A 17,207-nucleotide genomic window follows, 5' to 3' on the forward strand; every position below is an offset into this window, starting at 1 on the left:
GATCCGGTACGAAGTGATAGAAAAACGATATGTTCCGGTGTATTAGAAAAATTTTTTAAAGTGTTTTATCAGCCGCGTCCGCGATAATTGGAAACATTCTGGTCGGGAATCCATACGTCATCAGGCATTTTTCCTGTTTGCCAGAAGACATCAATAGGGATACCTCCTCGCGGATACCAATACCCACCGATGCGCAACCAATGAGGTGACAAAAGTTCTACAAGTCGACGTGCTATGGTGACCGTACAATCTTCGTGAAAAGCTCCATGATTGCGGAAGGATCCCAGATAAAGTTTAAGAGACTTGCTCTCAACCAGCCATTTATCCGGCACATAGTCAATCATCAGATAAGCAAAATCTGGCTGGCTAGTGATTGGGCACAATGATGTGAACTCCGGTGCTGTAAAGCGGACACAATATTTTACATCTGCCTGCGGGTTAGCAACACGCTCAAGCACCGCTTTCTCGGGGGATTCCGGAAAAGGAGTCTTTTTTCCCAATTGCTTTAAATTTTCATAAATTGAATGATCGGATGCCATTGAATTGAACCTTGAAAAAATGTTGATTTTGTAGGGAATGCTACCCGAGCTTTTTTCCTTTGTTACGATTGACCGCCTCGATCCAAAATGAATTGTCGTCGTATATTGTGGGGTCCTCTACACCCGCTATTGCAAAAGCCTCCCGGCGTTCAACGCATGTTCCGCAGCGGCCGCAATGGTGTTCGCCTCCTTTGTAGCATGACCAAGTATCTCCAAAAGGAACATTGTATTTCACACCATCTTTTACAATTTCCGATTTATCCTGATCAAGATAAGGCGTTAAAAGCTTACATTGTCCTTCCAAGGATAATTGTTCCATCTTGTTGAATGTATCAATAAAATCTGCACGGCAATCGGCGTAAATAAAATGGTCGCCGCCATGCACAGCAATAGCGACGCTATCGCCATGTTTTGCTGCGGCAATAGCGAAGGTTATCGATAAAAAGACGGCATTTCGATTGGGAACAACAGTCGATTTCATGTTGTCTTCGGAATAATAGCCGTCAGGAACAGCAATATTATCGGTAAGTGAAGATCCCGAAAGATTTTTTCCAATTGCGGATATATCAATCGGATAATAGTCGACCCCAAGCTTTGAAGCACATTTTTGAGCAAAAACGAGCTCTTTTTTATGACGCTGGCCATAATCAAAGGAGATTATTCCTTTGAGGCTTTGTTCGTGGGCAAGGCGATAGGCAAGTGTTACGGAATCCAGTCCGCCTGAACAGATAAGATAGGTTTTCATTTTATCCCTTGTTTTAAAAAACCGGGTGGGCTGCGACCGGTATGCCCTTGCTACCAAAGGCGCTGATGACTGTAAAGCCCATCAGTTTTTTTCGTTTTTTATTCTATCCATAAAACGTTCAAAACGCGCATAAACTTTAAGATTTTTCTTCTTATTGACCGAAGGAAAGTAGGTCCTGACCTTTAACGCCGATTTTTCCGATATACCGTCTATGATAACGACCTCTTCTTTTTCGCCGCGATAAGCAAGAACCAAATTCCAAGGATTGAGGTCATATAGAACGACATTGGTTTCTTTCACCCAATTCTCGAATTCATCTAAAGCTGTGCGAATTTCGTCCATATTTTTAGCAAAAGCTGCAAGCGGTTTAGCGTAGTTGTTGTTCTTGTCCTTTTCCGCTTTAACAACCAGTCCCCAACCAAGATCGGTTTGCTGGAGAGCAACGACGGTAAACATATGCGGTTGGATGCTTTCCGCATGGGGATTAACGCGCACAATTTCAAACAATTCATGCATGTTGACAGAGTTAGCGCCCAAAGGCTTGAACCGTTTTTTCCATTCCGGTACCTGCTTTGTTTTGTCTATCCATTCCGGTCGAAGAACCTTCACCAACAAATCAGGGTTATCAGGATGAATGAAGACTAAACGTGCATTCCCTTTGAATTGCGGTTCACGCCCCTTCAGTTCAATCATCTCGTTCAGCATATGGATTTCCTCGCAGGATTAACTTTTTGCTCCTACTCTTTTGTTAACTTCCAGCCGCGAGATGTCAAATGTTCTTGGGGGCTATAACGCGATTTATAGTTCATTTTTCTGCACCCCTTAACCCAATAACCAAGATAGACGTAAGGGAGCCCCAACTGGCGAGCCTGCCGGATGTGATCCAAAATCATAAAAACACCAAGCGAGGCATGACTTTCATCAGGGGAATAGAATGAATAAACCATTGACAGACCGTCATCCACTTTGTCCGTGAGCGCGGCCGCTATTAGAGGTGATTTATTATCTTCGCAAGAACTCTTGTCCAATGGTGTTCTGCGATATTCGACAAGGGATGTGTCGACAACTGTTTCTTCCACCATCGTCTTATAATCATCAAATTTCATATCGCTCATTCCGGCACCAGAATGACGCGCATCCAGATATCGTTTAAAAAGTGCGTATTGTTCATTTGTCACTCTTGGTGGACAAACTTCGCAAGAGAGGCCGGAATTTTTCTTGATGATACGCTTCATCGTGCGGTCGGGGGTAAAATCGTCAACAACAATGCGGACCGATATACACGCGTTACAGCCGTCGCAAACAGGACGATAACCTATGTTTTGGGACCGTCGAAAACCTAATTGTGTCAAAACACTATTCTTGCTGTTTGCAGATTGACCAGTAAGATAGGTAAACACTTTTCTTTCCCAACGCTCGGCAAGATAAGGGCAGGGAGCCGGAGCAGTCAGAAAAAATTGCGGTTCATCGTCGTTACTGTTTGTCATATTTCGCGCATTTGTAATAATACCATGAAACAAAAAAACTCATAGTATTACAACTATAGCGCAGAAGCTAAACCTTCAAGGGTACAATAGTAAAACTGCAACTAATACTTTAGACGATTATGCCATAAAGGTCGTAATCATCCGATTGCTCAATCTTCACAGTAACCAGCTCACCAACCCGAATTGGTCTGCGTGAGGACAAATGCACAACGCCATCAACCTCCGGTGCATCGTATCTTGTGCGTCCAATGCCGGTATGACCATTGGCTTGATCGACAAGCACCTGCAGACGTTTACCGACTTTTTTCTTTAAAAGTCTGGAGGAAATGGATTTTTGATGCGCCATAAAACGGTTCCAACGACTTTCCTTAACGTCATCGGGGACCACTTCCAACCCCATATCATTTGCGGTCGCACCTTTTACGGGTTCATATTTGAAACATCCTGCCCGGTCTATTTTGACTTCGCTCATCCAATCAAGAAGCATTTGGAAATCGTCTTCCGTTTCACCCGGAAATCCAACAATGAATGTTGATCGCAAAGCGATATCCGGACAAATAGAACGCCATTTTTCAATGCGTTGATTGATCTTCTCCAAATGTGCCGGACGCTTCATATTGCGGAGTACCGTTGGAGACGCATGTTGAAATGGAATATCCAGATAGGGCAGAATTTTTCCTTCAGCCATCAGCTCGATTACGTCGTCTACATGAGGGTAGGGATAGACGTAATGCATGCGCACCCATACGCCCATATCGCCCAAATCTTTTGCCAGATCATAAAAGCGGGCACGCACCGAATGGTCTTTCCATTGACTTTCACTATATTTGAGATCAAGCCCGTAAGCACTGGTATCCTGAGATATTACTAAAAGCTCTTTGACCCCTGCTTTCACCAACCTTTCGGCTTCGCGCAACACATCGGAAGCGGGACGCGAGACCAGATTTCCCCGCAATTGCGGGATGATACAAAAGCTGCAGTGGTTTGAACAGCCTTCCGAAATCTTCAAATAAGCATAATGCCGCGGCGTCAAACGTATACCTTGTGGCGGAACAAGATCAACAAAGGGATCATGAACCGGCGGCGCTACTTTATGGACAGCATCCATAACGTTTTCATAAGCCTGTGGCCCCGTTACAGCCAAAACGTTGGGGTAGGTTTTTGTTACGACTTCGGGTTCTGCACCAAGACAACCAGTTACAATGACTTTGCCGTTTTTCTTTAACGCGTCGCCGATATTGGCAAGCGATTCATCCCGTGCGGAATCAATAAAAGCGCATGTATTCACGATAACAAGATCGGCACCATCGTGCTTGGGTGCGATTTCATAACCTTCCGAACGTAATTTTGTAATGATGCGTTCAGAATCAACGAGCGCCTTGGGGCAACCTAAAGATACGAAACTAACACGAGGGGCTGACATATTATTTCCTGCAGATATGCAATTTTTTGAAAAACGTTCGGCTGTTGACCTAATCTATTTTAATGAAAATACAAGGCTGTTTTGCAAAAAATCATACCATTGTAGTGGCGCGATCATTATTATTTTGATGTCACTTTTATTCTCATCATCTAGTAATAAAAGTCCTGAAACATCTATGTTTTATTCCAGATCAATGAAAAACAAGTTGGCTTTAGAAACGAAAGATTGCCATGAGCATCCCGATGCAGTTTCGGGAACTCTGTTCACTAGATGCACCTAAATCAGGAAAAACAGTCGCCAGCTAAATTTAATAGCGGCGGATCAAGCCGACCAGTTTTCCTTGTATTTTTATCCGATTTGGGCCGAATATTCTTGTTTCATAGGCCGGATTGGCGGCTTCGAGAGCAATAGAAGCGCCTTTGCGCCGATAACGTTTCAACGTTGCTTCCTCGTCATCAACAAGTGCAACGATAATTTCGCCGGGATTTGCAGTGTCACCGCGTTTGATGATGACGGTATCGCCGTCAAAAATTCCGGCATTAATCATTGAATCGCCTTTGACCTCAAGTGCGTAATGTTCACCACTTCCCACCATATCCGAGGGTAGGGACAACATATTTGTCTGGTTCTGAATCGCTGAAATAGGAACGCCTGCTGCAATCCTGCCCATAACCGGAACATTTACATTTGCAGCCTGACCGGCTTCACCACTAGACAAGTCAACGGGAATGACATTTTTTATCGGTCTGCTCTTGGAACCTTCAATAACATTAGGAGAAAATTTCCGCACCGTGTTCGCAGAAGGATTCATTGTTTCTGGAAGCTTCAGCACTTCTAATGCCCGCGCACGATTAGGAAGCCGACGAATAAAGCCACGTTCTTCCAGAGCCGTTATCAGCCTGTGGATGCCGGACTTTGACGCAAGATCGAGTGCTTCTTTCATCTCGTCGTAAGAAGGCGGAATACCGGTTTCTTTAAGCCGGTTGTGAATGAAAAGAAGCAATTCATACTGCTTGCGGGTTAGCATAAAATTCTCCCGTGATACGAATCAACATGAAAACAAAACCAGAACGTACACTATATGTTCCGTTATTGTTCCACAAGCTAAATTGTTTTTTGAAGCTTGGAGTTTTTCGTCGAGACAGGAGCTTTTTGTATTAGAGTTTTGAAACAAAAATGAAACATCAACATAATTTCTTCAACGTCGGAATACTTATGTTCAGTAAATCACCATCCAAATAAAATTGACAGACGAATATAACTTGAAACCGTTCTTCGAACCTTATCCTTGGTTTTTTGAGAACGCTAGAAACTATCGTTTATTGGTAAGACTGTTTGTCTTTTGTTCGATTTTCTGCGCAAAGCCCACCAGAAGATGCAATGAACAATTCAATTCAGGTTCAATTTCAACCGGAAGCGACGTTATATAGGCCGAGTCCGAACTATTATTGTAGGCGACTTTAGAAAACTGCGACGCAAAATCAATTTTCATTGCGCAATAAAGCTATTGCTGAATCAGGTCGCAGGTTAGGCCAGATTTTTAAAATGAGATTATCAAAAGTGCGAGCTTTTCAGTTTGATTGAAAACCAATACACAACATTGCGGCATTGGCCAATATACTGCGATTTTGGTGTGAGAGCATAAATCGCCTGCTCAACCTCCCCATAATAATAAAAAGTTCCATAATATATCTTATGCAATTAACGATGATACGCTTCCTTATATGGATATCGACATGCCAGAGTTATAAACAACAGGTGCTGCTTACCCACTCGCCACAAATGTACCTAACGAAAAATACAATTTTCTAAGAGCCGCAACACATCCTGAAAATTATCAAAAACGGATTCGTTAAACCTATTGATGGCAAGCGTCGTAGGGAAACGCCGCCTGGTTGTTGTGTATCTGCCATAAGCACCGATTTTTCAACTTATCCTTAAGTCTGATGATTAATTGAAAATCAGAACTCGAATACGTTATTTTTGGCACACAACCTCAATCTGCCGCAGCTTTAATAAACATGAATTTTGAATTGGCTTAATCTGCTTTGGCAAGTTGCAAAAACTGATAGCGCAATCTTAACTCTGTCACCTGCTCTTTTCGGATATCCGGTCGAGAATGGAAAGACTGCCAATAATGAGTGCATGTAATCCGACTGCATATTCATCGTCGATGTTCGGGATTCCCGAGCTTGAACGATAACGGGTCAAGTCGTCTTCATCTTTGTTATCAGGTAAAACGCTGTCGGCAATAGATAGCGTATGGTAGGAAATAGTGAATGCCAGCCAATGCGCTTGAATAAATGGAAGCTGGTAAGCAGTTGCAAGTTTATGCTGGTGCTCGGTAATTTTTTGTTCAATCGCTGGCGTAATCATATCCCGACGTAAAAGGTAGGGCGTAATCCCTTGGTATGTTTCGACCAACTTCCACATTGATGATGCAAGGCTCACCAGATAGTCATGTAACGAAATGCCGGATTGAAACTGAGGCAATTTCCATTCTAGAAAAATCGTTTCTGCAACCAACTTCTTTAGCGCTTCCAACCCGTCAACGTGATTGTAAAGCGCCATGTGACTTACGCCCAATTTTTCGGCCACGCCGACGAATGTGATTTTAGGAAGCCCTATTTCTATTGCCGCTTTTATTATTCTATCCCGACTGATTGTGGGAGGTCTTCCCCGTGAAAGTTTTTTGGCTGGTTCAGTCATTAGAGAAGAGAAGTTTCGAAGGTTGAACAATAGTATCTAGTTTAAATCTATCACGAATAATTGAGTGACACAATCAACGCATATTTCTTTTTTCAAAATCCCGTTAATGTTTCTATCGGTTAGCGCGGCGGCAATCTTCAGCACTTCAGATTGCTTACCCGATTGGTTGTAAAGCTCCGGCCCACGATTGTAGCAGCTGAAACAACGTCAAATGTTCTATCGGTTAATTTTTTCCCTTTGTCTTTTATGCATTTCTTGGAACAACTAACTCATACCGTTTTTTGAAGCGCGGTTTTCTAGCCCCTCATGACTTCGTTATCTCACGAATTCTATTGATCAATATCTTCGCAACACAAACTGCGAGAATTTTTCAAAAAACGCGAAAAAGCCATATAGCTAGAGCGCTATATGGCTTTTTCCATATTGATCAGATCATGACCTTTGTCACAACCCGATTAGAACTTCATTCTTAGTCCCACACCGAATTCGCGCGGCTCTGTCATATATGCTTGAATTCCAGCAATGCGATCACGATTCTTTTCTGTCGGTACACGTTCGTCAAACAAATTTTTCGCGTAGCCGAATATTTCCATATGGTCGTTGGGTTTATAAGAAAGCTGCATGTTTGCGATAGCGTAGGACCCTACCCGTAAATCGGGATCATTTTCGTCTGTCGAGTAATAATCATCCGTATAGCGAACATCTCCGCTCAGCCTCAAATTCTCGATTATGTCCCAATCGGCACCGACATTGAACATATAACCCGGTGCTTTGGCAAATTTCTTCCCATTAAACACATTGCCGCGTGTGTCACCAAATTCACTTGTATCAGTGTGGAGAAGCCCTAACCCACCCCGCAATAACACATTATCCAGAACCTGATAATCAGCTCCCAATTCTGCACCATAGGTTTTTGCTTCGTCGGCATTAACAATGATTGAACCGAATTGTTTGCCGTTCATGTAATCGGTAACAGAACGCTGCGAATCCGTGTAACGCGTGTAGAAAATATTCGGCGTCAATGAAAGCTTGCTATCAAGCACTGTGATACGGGAGAAGATTTCGTAATTCCATGCCTTTTCAGCGTCAAAATCGTAGTAGCGTTTGCCCGAAAAGTTCAGACCTGTGCCGCCTGGAAGGTACCCGCGAGATGCCATGACGCCAACTGTTATGTCGTCTCGAATATCGTAAGAAAGAGAAACTTTCGGAAGAACAGCATCAAAACTTTCATCATAGATGTGACGGACCCCGGGAACGTAGCTTGCGACTCCGTCATGCCGAATTCCATCATATTGATAACGCAAACCACCCGTCAAAGCCCATTTTTCAGCAAACCTATAGGTCAATTCACTGAAAACGCCGACACTATCCTGATCAACCGTAAAATCGGTCGATGCAAAATCATGCAACATGTGGTTTTCTGAATTGCTTTTTGAATAAAACACACCGCCAAGGCCGCTAAATGTCGTTGTTTCGTCGCCGAAATTGACGCGGAACTCATTCGACACATTGTCGTAATCTTTTGAGGCAGTGCCATTAAACGAACGACCGAAATTATAATCATAAGTGCCATTTGAATATTGCAATTGGTTAAACAATATAACCGTATTTCCGAGATCATATTTCGTGTCGAGTATGCCGGCATCGGTCTTGGTCTGTATGTTATCAGTACTATTACGCGTATCGTGGAGTTGATCATAGGGGTGAGACGCAATTTCGAAAGCGGGACGTTTCACATCCATATGGGAATAGATAAGTTTTCCTTCAAAACCCGGTAATTCAGAAGGTTGCCATAGCAGTTTTACGCGACCATTAACATTTCTTGGATCGTTATCCATATCCGAATCCAGAAACTGCGGATTGGTGTATTTGATAAACGTGTCGCGCCCACTGTAATCCAATGCAACACGTCCTGCGAGTTCCTGCGTAATCGGGCCGGAAGCCATCAGAGAACCGCGTTTTTGTGCTCTCGTGCCATAAAGTGATTGTATTTCAGCTTCCGGTGTAAATGTCGGATCTTTCGTTTTGATAACAACTGCACCGGCAATGGCGTTTGCTCCCTGTGTTGTTGTTTGCGGTCCGCGAAAAACTTCGACCGACTCCACATCCCAAATCGGTGCGGCCCCTATCCCGAATTCTCCGGAACTTAGATAACGCCCATCGACACTGATGGTCGCGCGCGGAATCGGATTAGCCAGATAAGCATTACCTTTGACCAGCGGCCCTTTGGTATCCACGCCGCGAATGATAGGTGCATCACTATCGTTCGTATAAAGAACATTCGGCGTACCTTTCAAAAGATCGGTCAACGTCGTTACCGCCGGTCTTTCCTCAATACGGTCGCCACTTATAGCAGTCACCGAACTAGCCGTGTGTTGCAGTGATTTTAAGGATTTTTCGCCACTGATGACAACTTTCTCCAATACAGTTGATTGTGTCTCTTTCGTATTCTCACCCTCCTCTGCAAAGGCAGAAGGTATTGCGCACGATAAAAAAACAAAACTGCAAAATAGCTGGCAATGAGCCGACGAGACAAGGAACGTCGTTTTCGATAACATTACTGACATCGGATAAAACCCTCTTTGGCGAAATAAATTAAAGATGAGTTTATTACTCATGTTATATCTCGAGTCAATAATTTTTTTATATGGTGAAATAAATTATTTTATCGCGTTTTGGCCCACTTTCTTACCTCGCTTAATGTATAGTGGGCACTGACAAAACCGGGTGTAAAAACCTTGGAACCGTCAAGATAAATGACACGTCCTTCACGGGCCGGTTTCATGTAATTTTCCCACCCCGGCACCAGCTTGTTCAAAGCTTCTCGTGTTGCCGAAGCGCTTTTGTCGGGGGCGCCCCAATTGATGATAACCACGAGGATATCAGGGTTAAGAGAACCGAAAGTTTCAGCACTTATCGGCAATACAATTTTCGGTGATCCATCCGAATGCGTTGCATCTTTCGAAACTTCAAAAGGTTTCATCCCCAAATCGTTAAGGGGTTGAGACACACCGATCCCCTCTCCCACGATATTGATCTGGTCCATAATGATAACCGGTAAATATGTCTTGTTTACAAGATTTTCAGGAAGTTGCTTTTTTGTCTCCTGAACGTCTTCAACGTATTTTGCTTTCAAATTCTGAAATGTGTCTTCTTTGCCGAAAAGTTTTGCAAGGTTTTCTTCAATTGCAAAATTATCAAGATGTCCGGTTGTATAATGTTGCATATAAACAGGAGCGACTGAAGAAAGCTGTTTGACCTTATCAACGTCGAACTCGGTGCCTATAATGAGGTCCGGTTTCATTGAGTAAAGTTTTTCAAGATCGACCTGACGGTTATTGCCTATGCCTTGAGGTTTTTTCTGGTTCGGTCCGAACAGGATATCAATAAAATCTGCGCCAACTTGATAGGTGCCGTCATCTGCCCTACCGAAACTGCCGACAGGTGTTACACCGAGCTCTATCATCGGAACAGCGATGGCAGGTTCACTCATGACAACTACCCTCTCGGGATGATCCGGAATATTAACATTTCGCCCCATAGTATCAACGACTTCCCGCGCTTCGGCCGCCGTGAAAATTGTTGACAGAAGGATTACAATTAAGGCACCTGAATATTTGATACGCATGGAATATTTCCTTATTTTTGAAAATATTGACGAAGAGTTCTTATCCGTAAAACGATAATGAACAGCGGAACGCCTATGATGGTTGTGGTCAACCCGAGAGGCATTGAAATAGTTGTGGCATTTTTTGAAATAATATCGGCTCCGATGACGATATCGGCACCCACGAGACCGGAAATATAAAGTCTGGCGCTACCATTCGCTCCAGTCAGAAATTCTGCAATTTGCGGCGCAAGGATACCCAAAAAAGCAAGTGGTCCGACAATTGTCACCGAAGCTGCGCTTAATAGAACTGCGAATAACAATAACAGGGGACGAGAAACAATAACCGGCTCACCAAGCGATTGTGCGAGCTCGTTTCCCAAGTCGTAACGATTGAGAGAATGTCCGGCCAGAAAAATTCCCAAAAGACTGAATACAAAAAGCGGTGTAAAAGCCGAAACACTTAACCAGTTTGCCTGAAATAGAGAACCGGCCATCCAACTTGATGCATTGTAGGATGCTTCGGTTGGCAGATAAAGTATAAGGAATGAGTTGATAGAAGCAAGCACTGTTGCAACGGCAATTCCCATCAACAGAATGACCAACCCACCGGAGTGCCGGTTGCCGACCAAAGCGAGCAAAAGTAATGCTGTTCCCAAGCCGCCGGCAAGAGAGGCCAATGTGATAAGCATACGAGAAGCACCGGGAATAAACGCAAGCAAAACGATTGTCATTGTTAAAGAACCGTGACTAATACCGAATAGGCCCGGATCAGCCAAAGGATTACGAGCAATCGGCTGTAATATAGCTCCCGAAACTGCAACGCTCCAGCCAATCAAAAATGCCAAAGCCAATCGCGGAAGCCGCACATCCCATAAAGCAAAGTAGGATTGTTGATTAATCTCGTCTCCTTTAATGAGCTTCCAGAAATCAATGAGGCCGGTATCAATTGTTCCGATATTCAGCGAGACTAAAAAAAGAAAAGCCGAGAAAAACAGGAGCGCTATTGCAACAACGAAATTGCGTATAACAAGCTCTTTTCCATTTAAAAAAAGAACAGAAAGCCGCCCATCAAGTGTTTTGGATATCTTCATATGTTGCTCCTGTTTTTTGGAGAAACATAGAATTTCCGTATGAGTAAAATGAAAACAATACCGCCGAATAAATCCAGAATAATTCCGGTATTGACAACATAAGGCTGAAAAGCATTCTGTGAAATAGTGCTAGCCAAAAGGCATAAAATCGCACCGATTAATGCTGATGCCGGTAAAGTTACGCGAAAGTCCTGACCGACCAGAGGTTTTACCATATGCGGAACGATGAGGCCTATAAAACTGATTGGCCCGCAGACAGCAACAGCCGAACACGATGCAACAATTGCACATGCCATGGCAAATCGTGAAATAGCAACTGTTTTGACCCCCATTGAAGCAGCTTTTTCATTTCCGAGGAGGATAAGGGTGAGCGGCTTTGACAGCACAAAAACCAATGCCAGTGCTATTAAGCCAATCCACCAGAATTGATATAGGCGATCGATATAGGCATGGTTGATATTGCCGGCAATCCAGGAGAGGAATTCACCTCTTCTATCGGCGTAAGACAATAACAGTGCATTGCTTAGGCCAATGAGCAGCATGGTTACAAGCGAACCTGATAAAATCAGCATGAGACCGGTGGTCTTTTCATTGTTACCGGCGATGCGGGCAATAAGAGCACAGAGAAGAAAACCGAAAAGTCCGCCGCATAAAGCGGATACCCCCTGCTCTGGCAGATTTGCGCCGAATAAAAGCGCACCGCCCACGACAAAAAGTGTCGCACCCGCATTTATTCCGAGTGATGAAGCCGAAGCCAGCGGATTGCGGATTAAGCCTTGAAATACCAATCCCGAACTTGCCATGATAAGTCCGGCATAAATTGCGATAAGCGCTCGCGGAAAACGTTGATAAAGAATCGACGCTTGACCGTAATTGTTTGGCTCGCGCGTTATCAACACCTGAAAAACATCTGATGGAGAAGAAAAAGTTCCCCCCCACGCTATGCTAAGATAGAAGACAAGGACAAATAGAACCACACCACCCGACCAGAACCTGAAAAAATGCATTTTATTCGTCCATATAACGAACAGATCGGGCCTCGTCGGGATAAGGCTGACAAATGAGATGCCCGTTGTGCTGGAATAATTCGGCTGGAATTCCAAAAACCTGCTGTAGATTTTCTTCGGTTATTACGTCTTGAGTTCGCCCATTCGCATGGATATTTCCTGCTTTCACCATAACAACATAATCGGCAAAATAGGTGGCGAGGTTGATGTCGTGCAAAACAACGATGATTGTTTTTTTCAGTTCGCAACTTAATTCACGAACAAGCTTTAAAATGGCGTATTGATATTTCACATCAAGATGATTGACCGGTTCATCAAGCAATATCATATCGGTTTTTTGTGCCAGAACTAACGCAAGCCATGCTCGTTGCTTTTGCCCGCCTGAAAGAGAATTAACAGGCAAATGTGCCTTATCCGCGAGCCCGACAATTTCAAGAACCTCATTAAAATATTGACGATCTTTGGCAGACGGGCCAGACAATAATGAATGTCGTGCATAAGAGGAAAGCTCTATAAGTTGCCCCAATGTCAGATAATCCGGACAAAAACTCTCTTGAGGAAGATAAGAAATAAGCTGTGCGAGGTTTTTGCGATAAAAGCTTCTGATATCGCGGCCATCCAAAGTAATCGTGCCGCCCCGAAGATCCAAAAACCCCATTATTGCCTTGAGCAATGTTGATTTACCGCAACCATTTTGACCTATAAGAGCTGTCACTTCACCAGGCACGAAATCGACGGAAATATCATGCAAGATTGTTAACTTGCCATATCCGGCTTTGACGTTGTTCAACTCCAGTTTCATATCGCCCTCAATTTATTTTAGGGCGTAAACTATATAAAAATTCTCAAGTTTGCAATCTTAAAAAATTACCGAAAATATACGAATAGTGTTCGATGTCGGTTTGCTCGTTTAAGGGCTATGCTGATTGTCCACGGGTATGCGGAATTTTGCCGGTGACATCTGTCCCTATTATAGCTGCGGAAATATTAGAATTTCCGGCATATCAAGTGAGCGAATTTTCGTATGAAATTGATGCCCATAGCAATTGTATTTGCTATCCAACTTCGTTTACCAACATAATCGTTCATCAAATATAACTGTTTTGAAACGTACGGAAATGAGGTAAAATATGAGCTTCGGATTTTTCCGAAGAATTCTGCCGTTTTTTTAATTACCGATTTTCTTGGAGAGAAAATTGATAATCAAAACAAGATCAAAACCGTTGATTGACAGCGATTATTAATCGGTCCTCAAGACTGTTTGGCTCGTTATCCGAATAGAAAAGTTTTCATACTGCAAAATCGGAATATGTTAGGACGACCAACAAATGGAATGCCGACATTAGGCTGTTTTCCAATCAAGGTTGCAGTGCCGGCAATTTTATTCAATCGCCTATTTTGCGTCGACCTCGAAAGTTAAGCCTTGGTAGGCCGGTTCGACATTGTCAGGCGTGTATTTCATCACTTCATCATAATCCAAAGCAATATGCATATGAGTCAAAATAACCCGCTTTGCATTGAGTTTTCGACCCCATTCGACGGCTTGTTCGACGGAAAAATGACTTGGATGAGGACGATATTGCAGCGCACCAATAATGAGGACATCAAGGTTTTCGAGGTATTGTGGCGTTTTTTCAGGAAATTCGTTTACATCGGTGCAATAGGCGACATTATCCAGTCTGAAACCGAGAGAGTGGATATCCCCGTGGATCTGTAAAACAGGCATAAGTGTAATTGATCCGCCCTTTCCGTCTATTGTAAATTTCTCGTAAGGGATAATTTTTTCCCGATTCAGTATTGGAGGGTAATTCGAACCTTCCGGCGTTTTGAAACAATAACCGAATGCCTCATATAACCTCTGATATGTCTCGTCATCGGCATAAACATTCATAAGGTGATGCTGGCTTATTGCGTAAGTTCTCAGATCATCAATTCCGTGGATGTGATCTGCATGTGGATGAGTATAGACGACAGATGTTATTTCATGAACATTATGGTCGACCATTTGCGAACGAAAGTCCGGACCTGTGTCGACGACGACAGTTGTACGCTCACCATTTTCTTTGATACGTTCAATCAATATAGACGCGCGATAACGATAATTTTTTGGATTATCGGGGTTGCATGCCCCCCAATCACCATTAGCCCGGGGAACGCCCGGCGAGGAGCCGCAACCAAGTATTGTAAACTTGTAGCGATCATGCATAAATCTTGTCCTATTTCATCTGGGAGAAAACACGAAAAGCATTCTCCGTTGTGTGTTTGGCTAATTCATCAAATGGAACGCCAAGCACTTCGGCCAATATTAACGCAGTCTGTTTGACAAAGGAAGGTTCATTTGTCTTGCCCCTGAATGGCACCGGCGCGAGATAAGGTGAATCGGTTTCGACCAACACTCGTTCTATTGGCACGGTTTTGGCAATCTGGCGGACGTTTCCAGCATTTTTGAACGTCAATATGCCTGAAAACGAGATATATCCACCGAGTTCCAGCGCCGTTCGTGCAAGCTCTGCTCCGGATGAAAAGCTATGAAGAATAAATGGAAATTTTCCCTTTTTTGTTTCTTCAACCAGAATGTCGCGTGTGTCATTGTCGGCATCGCGTGTATGGATAACGAGTGGCAAAAGGCTCTCGCGGGCGGCAACGATATGTTCGTGAAAATTACGTTTTTGCTCCGCGGGTGTAGCATCGTCATAATGGTAATCGAGCCCCACCTCGCCTATCGCCACGACTTTCGGATTTTTTGCAAATTCCAGAAGTTTTTCGGCTGTCGTGTCATTTTCGTCATGTGAAGAACTCGGATGTGTGCCAACCGAGCAATACACATCCGCGAACCGCTCTGTTATATCCAACAGCTTGTCCATATCCCGAACAAGCGTGGAAATAGTGATCATCCGAGCCACGCCGGCCTTATGAGCACGATCGACGACTTCATTGAGCTCTTTGCTGAAAGTCTCGAAATCCAGATGGCAATGTGTATCGACAAGCATGGTCAATCTTCGTCTTCTGTGGGAACGTAACGTGGAAATACCGGCTCTGGTGCCGGCAATTTCGTTTCCGGAACAATTTTCCGGCTAACTATATCATCAAGCATACGTTCGTTTTGATCAATTGCCAGCAAATCAAGGAGTTTTGAAGCTGATTGCGGAATGAAAGGACAAAGCAAAATGCCAACTTCTCTCAGTACTTCAACTGTTACATAAAGAACCGTCGAGAAGCGTTTGAAATCCGTCTTTTTTAGTGCCCACGGTTCTTCGCCAGCAAAATAACGATTCGCATCCGAAATAACTGCGAAAATGGCACTTAAAGCCAAATGCGGTGCTTGCTTTGCCATTGTTTCACGAGCTGTTTGAAGCGCGTTTTTGCATTTATCCAAAAGCTCGTTATCCTGCTTAAGAAATTTGTCAGGAACCGGTACAAGGCCATCACAGTTTTTCATAATCATCGAAAGTGATCTCTGCGCGAGATTACCAAGATCATTGGCGAGATCAGCGTTTGTCCGATTGACAATAGCATCGTGACTATAACTTCCATCCTGACCGAACGGCACTTCCCGCAGAAAGAAATAGCGCACCTGATCAAGGCCGTAATGTTCAACCATCTTGAACGGGTCGATAACATTTCCGACGGATTTCGACATTTTTTCCCCACGGTTCAATAAAAATCCGTGTGCAAAAACACGCTTTGGAAGCGCAATCCCCGCCGACATTAAAAATGCCGGCCAATAGATTGCATGAAAGCGAATAATATCTTTACCGATGATATGGGCATTCGCAGGCCAAAAATCCGACCTTGGCGTATTCTTGTTCGGAAAGCCGGTGGCTGTCAGATAGTTTGTCAATGCATCCACCCACACATACATGACATGTTTGGGGTTACCCGGTACCGGTATTCCCCAATTGAATGTTGTACGGGATATAGAAAGGTCTTTCAGACCGGATTTCACAAAACTGATAATTTCGTTCCGGCGCTCATTCGGACCAATGAAGTTGGGATTTTTTTCGTAAAATTCCAATAAACGATCTTCATATTTAGACAGACGGAAAAAATAGCTTTCCTCTTCATTCCATTCCACCGGTGAACCGACTTCTTTCTCCCGCCGGATTCCATCTTCCCCTACTTCAGTGTCGCTCTCGTCATAGTAAGCTTCCTGACGCACAGAATACCAGCCCGAATAACGATCAAGATAAATGTCGCCGTTTTCTTCCATCAACTTCCAGATGGCCTGACAGGCATCATAATGGCGCTTTTCGGTTGTGCGAATAAAGTCATCATTCGAGACGTTCAATGTCTTGAGCATTTTTTGAAATACGGCGCTGTTGCGGTCCGCCAGCTCCAGTGGCGTCAATCCCAGTTTTTCGGCAGTCTGCTGCATTTTCAAACCATGCTCGTCGGTGCCGGAAAGAAAAAACACATCCTTGCCATTGGCGCGTTCAAAACGTGCCATAGCATCTGTTGCAATAGCGTTATAGGCATGACCTATATGGGGATTGCCATTCGGATAAAAAATCGGTGTTGTTATATAAAATTTTTCACGCATCGGATATCCAACTATATCAATATCAGCTTTTCATCTGACATAGCGATAGTTGAGGC

General features: G+C 43.7%; 15 protein-coding genes. All 15 read right to left on the bottom strand.

Annotated elements, in window-relative coordinates; genetic code table 11:
- Positions 1 to 68: 68 nt before the first annotated feature.
- The 15 genes from queF to metG all read right to left on the bottom strand — a co-directional run bounded on the left by queF (position 69) and on the right by metG (position 17,151).
- Positions 69 to 539: a preQ(1) synthase gene (gene queF / locus H3V12_RS03000; protein ID WP_198212702.1), complete on the bottom strand. Its 471-nt coding sequence runs from the start codon at positions 537 to 539 to the stop codon at positions 69 to 71.
- A 40-nt stretch (positions 540 to 579) separates the two neighbouring features.
- Positions 580 to 1,284, bottom strand: coding sequence for a 7-cyano-7-deazaguanine synthase QueC (gene queC / locus H3V12_RS03005; RefSeq protein ID WP_198212709.1), 705 nt, complete (start codon positions 1,282 to 1,284; stop codon positions 580 to 582).
- 81 nt (positions 1,285 to 1,365) lie between these two features.
- Positions 1,366 to 1,989: a YrbL family protein gene (locus H3V12_RS03010; protein WP_198212711.1), complete on the bottom strand. Its 624-nt coding sequence runs from the start codon at positions 1,987 to 1,989 to the stop codon at positions 1,366 to 1,368.
- 32 nt (positions 1,990 to 2,021) lie between these two features.
- Positions 2,022 to 2,771 (bottom strand): arginyltransferase, encoded by a 750-nt coding sequence (locus H3V12_RS03015; protein ID WP_075870663.1) that lies wholly within the window; start codon positions 2,769 to 2,771, stop codon positions 2,022 to 2,024.
- Positions 2,772 to 2,880: 109 nt separating this feature from the next.
- A complete protein-coding gene (gene rimO, locus H3V12_RS03020) occupies positions 2,881 to 4,194 on the bottom strand; it encodes a 30S ribosomal protein S12 methylthiotransferase RimO (protein ID WP_198212713.1) in 1,314 nt (437 codons plus the stop codon).
- Between the two features lie 307 nt (positions 4,195 to 4,501).
- A complete protein-coding gene (gene lexA, locus H3V12_RS03025) occupies positions 4,502 to 5,221 on the bottom strand; it encodes a transcriptional repressor LexA (RefSeq protein WP_075870665.1) in 720 nt (239 codons plus the stop codon).
- A 1,061-nt stretch (positions 5,222 to 6,282) separates the two neighbouring features.
- Positions 6,283 to 6,903, bottom strand: a complete 621-nt coding sequence (locus tag H3V12_RS03030) for a TetR/AcrR family transcriptional regulator (protein WP_198212715.1) — start codon at positions 6,901 to 6,903, stop codon at positions 6,283 to 6,285.
- 455 nt (positions 6,904 to 7,358) lie between these two features.
- Positions 7,359 to 9,521 (bottom strand): TonB-dependent receptor, encoded by a 2,163-nt coding sequence (locus H3V12_RS03035; protein ID WP_341462567.1) that lies wholly within the window; start codon positions 9,519 to 9,521, stop codon positions 7,359 to 7,361.
- 47 nt (positions 9,522 to 9,568) lie between these two features.
- Positions 9,569 to 10,531, bottom strand: a complete 963-nt coding sequence (locus tag H3V12_RS03040) for an ABC transporter substrate-binding protein (protein ID WP_198212719.1) — start codon at positions 10,529 to 10,531, stop codon at positions 9,569 to 9,571.
- Positions 10,532 to 10,542: 11 nt separating this feature from the next.
- Positions 10,543 to 11,604, bottom strand: coding sequence for an iron ABC transporter permease (locus H3V12_RS03045; protein ID WP_198212721.1), 1,062 nt, complete (start codon positions 11,602 to 11,604; stop codon positions 10,543 to 10,545).
- Positions 11,601 to 12,611, bottom strand: a complete 1,011-nt coding sequence (locus tag H3V12_RS03050; RefSeq protein WP_198212723.1) for an iron ABC transporter permease — start codon at positions 12,609 to 12,611, stop codon at positions 11,601 to 11,603. Before H3V12_RS03050 ends, H3V12_RS03045 begins: the two co-directional genes overlap by 4 nt.
- Position 12,612: 1 nt before the next feature.
- Positions 12,613 to 13,413, bottom strand: a complete 801-nt coding sequence (locus H3V12_RS03055) for an ABC transporter ATP-binding protein (protein ID WP_198212725.1) — start codon at positions 13,411 to 13,413, stop codon at positions 12,613 to 12,615.
- 591 nt (positions 13,414 to 14,004) lie between these two features.
- Complete coding sequence (locus tag H3V12_RS03060; protein ID WP_198212727.1) at positions 14,005 to 14,817, bottom strand: MBL fold metallo-hydrolase; 813 nt, start codon at positions 14,815 to 14,817, stop codon at positions 14,005 to 14,007.
- A gap of 10 nt (positions 14,818 to 14,827) precedes the next feature.
- The gene (locus H3V12_RS03065) at positions 14,828 to 15,601 is read right to left on the bottom strand and encodes a TatD family hydrolase (RefSeq protein WP_198213760.1); all 774 of its coding nucleotides are present in this window, start codon (positions 15,599 to 15,601) and stop codon (positions 14,828 to 14,830) included.
- 2 nt (positions 15,602 to 15,603) lie between these two features.
- Positions 15,604 to 17,151, bottom strand: coding sequence for a methionine--tRNA ligase (gene metG, locus H3V12_RS03070; RefSeq protein ID WP_198212729.1), 1,548 nt, complete (start codon positions 17,149 to 17,151; stop codon positions 15,604 to 15,606).
- Between the last annotated feature and the right edge of the window lie 56 nt (positions 17,152 to 17,207).

This window comes from Bartonella sp. W8167 (assembly GCF_016100335.1).
Lineage (GTDB): Bacteria > Pseudomonadota > Alphaproteobacteria > Rhizobiales > Rhizobiaceae > Bartonella > Bartonella apis.

What these genes read in the sequence shown, in the direction of transcription:
- queC (WP_198212709.1), bottom strand. Translation starts at nt 1,284, where the DNA reads ATGAAAACCTATCTTATCTGTTCAGGCGGACTGGATTCCGTAACACTT.
- H3V12_RS03060 (WP_198212727.1), bottom strand. Translation starts at nt 14,817, where the DNA reads ATGCATGATCGCTACAAGTTTACAATACTTGGTTGCGGCTCCTCGCCG.
- H3V12_RS03010 (WP_198212711.1), bottom strand. Translation starts at nt 1,989, where the DNA reads ATGCTGAACGAGATGATTGAACTGAAGGGGCGTGAACCGCAATTCAAA.
- H3V12_RS03045 (WP_198212721.1), bottom strand. Translation starts at nt 11,604, where the DNA reads ATGAAGATATCCAAAACACTTGATGGGCGGCTTTCTGTTCTTTTTTTA.
- H3V12_RS03030 (WP_198212715.1), bottom strand. Translation starts at nt 6,903, where the DNA reads ATGACTGAACCAGCCAAAAAACTTTCACGGGGAAGACCTCCCACAATC.
- rimO (WP_198212713.1), bottom strand. Translation starts at nt 4,194, where the DNA reads ATGTCAGCCCCTCGTGTTAGTTTCGTATCTTTAGGTTGCCCCAAGGCG.
- lexA (WP_075870665.1), bottom strand. Translation starts at nt 5,221, where the DNA reads ATGCTAACCCGCAAGCAGTATGAATTGCTTCTTTTCATTCACAACCGG.
- queF (WP_198212702.1), bottom strand. Translation starts at nt 539, where the DNA reads ATGGCATCCGATCATTCAATTTATGAAAATTTAAAGCAATTGGGAAAA.
- H3V12_RS03050 (WP_198212723.1), bottom strand. Translation starts at nt 12,611, where the DNA reads ATGCATTTTTTCAGGTTCTGGTCGGGTGGTGTGGTTCTATTTGTCCTT.
- H3V12_RS03055 (WP_198212725.1), bottom strand. Translation starts at nt 13,413, where the DNA reads ATGAAACTGGAGTTGAACAACGTCAAAGCCGGATATGGCAAGTTAACA.
- H3V12_RS03065 (WP_198213760.1), bottom strand. Translation starts at nt 15,601, where the DNA reads ATGCTTGTCGATACACATTGCCATCTGGATTTCGAGACTTTCAGCAAA.
- H3V12_RS03015 (WP_075870663.1), bottom strand. Translation starts at nt 2,771, where the DNA reads ATGACAAACAGTAACGACGATGAACCGCAATTTTTTCTGACTGCTCCG.
- H3V12_RS03035 (WP_341462567.1), bottom strand. Translation starts at nt 9,521, where the DNA reads ATGAGTAATAAACTCATCTTTAATTTATTTCGCCAAAGAGGGTTTTAT.
- H3V12_RS03040 (WP_198212719.1), bottom strand. Translation starts at nt 10,531, where the DNA reads ATGCGTATCAAATATTCAGGTGCCTTAATTGTAATCCTTCTGTCAACA.
- metG (WP_198212729.1), bottom strand. Translation starts at nt 17,151, where the DNA reads ATGCGTGAAAAATTTTATATAACAACACCGATTTTTTATCCGAATGGC.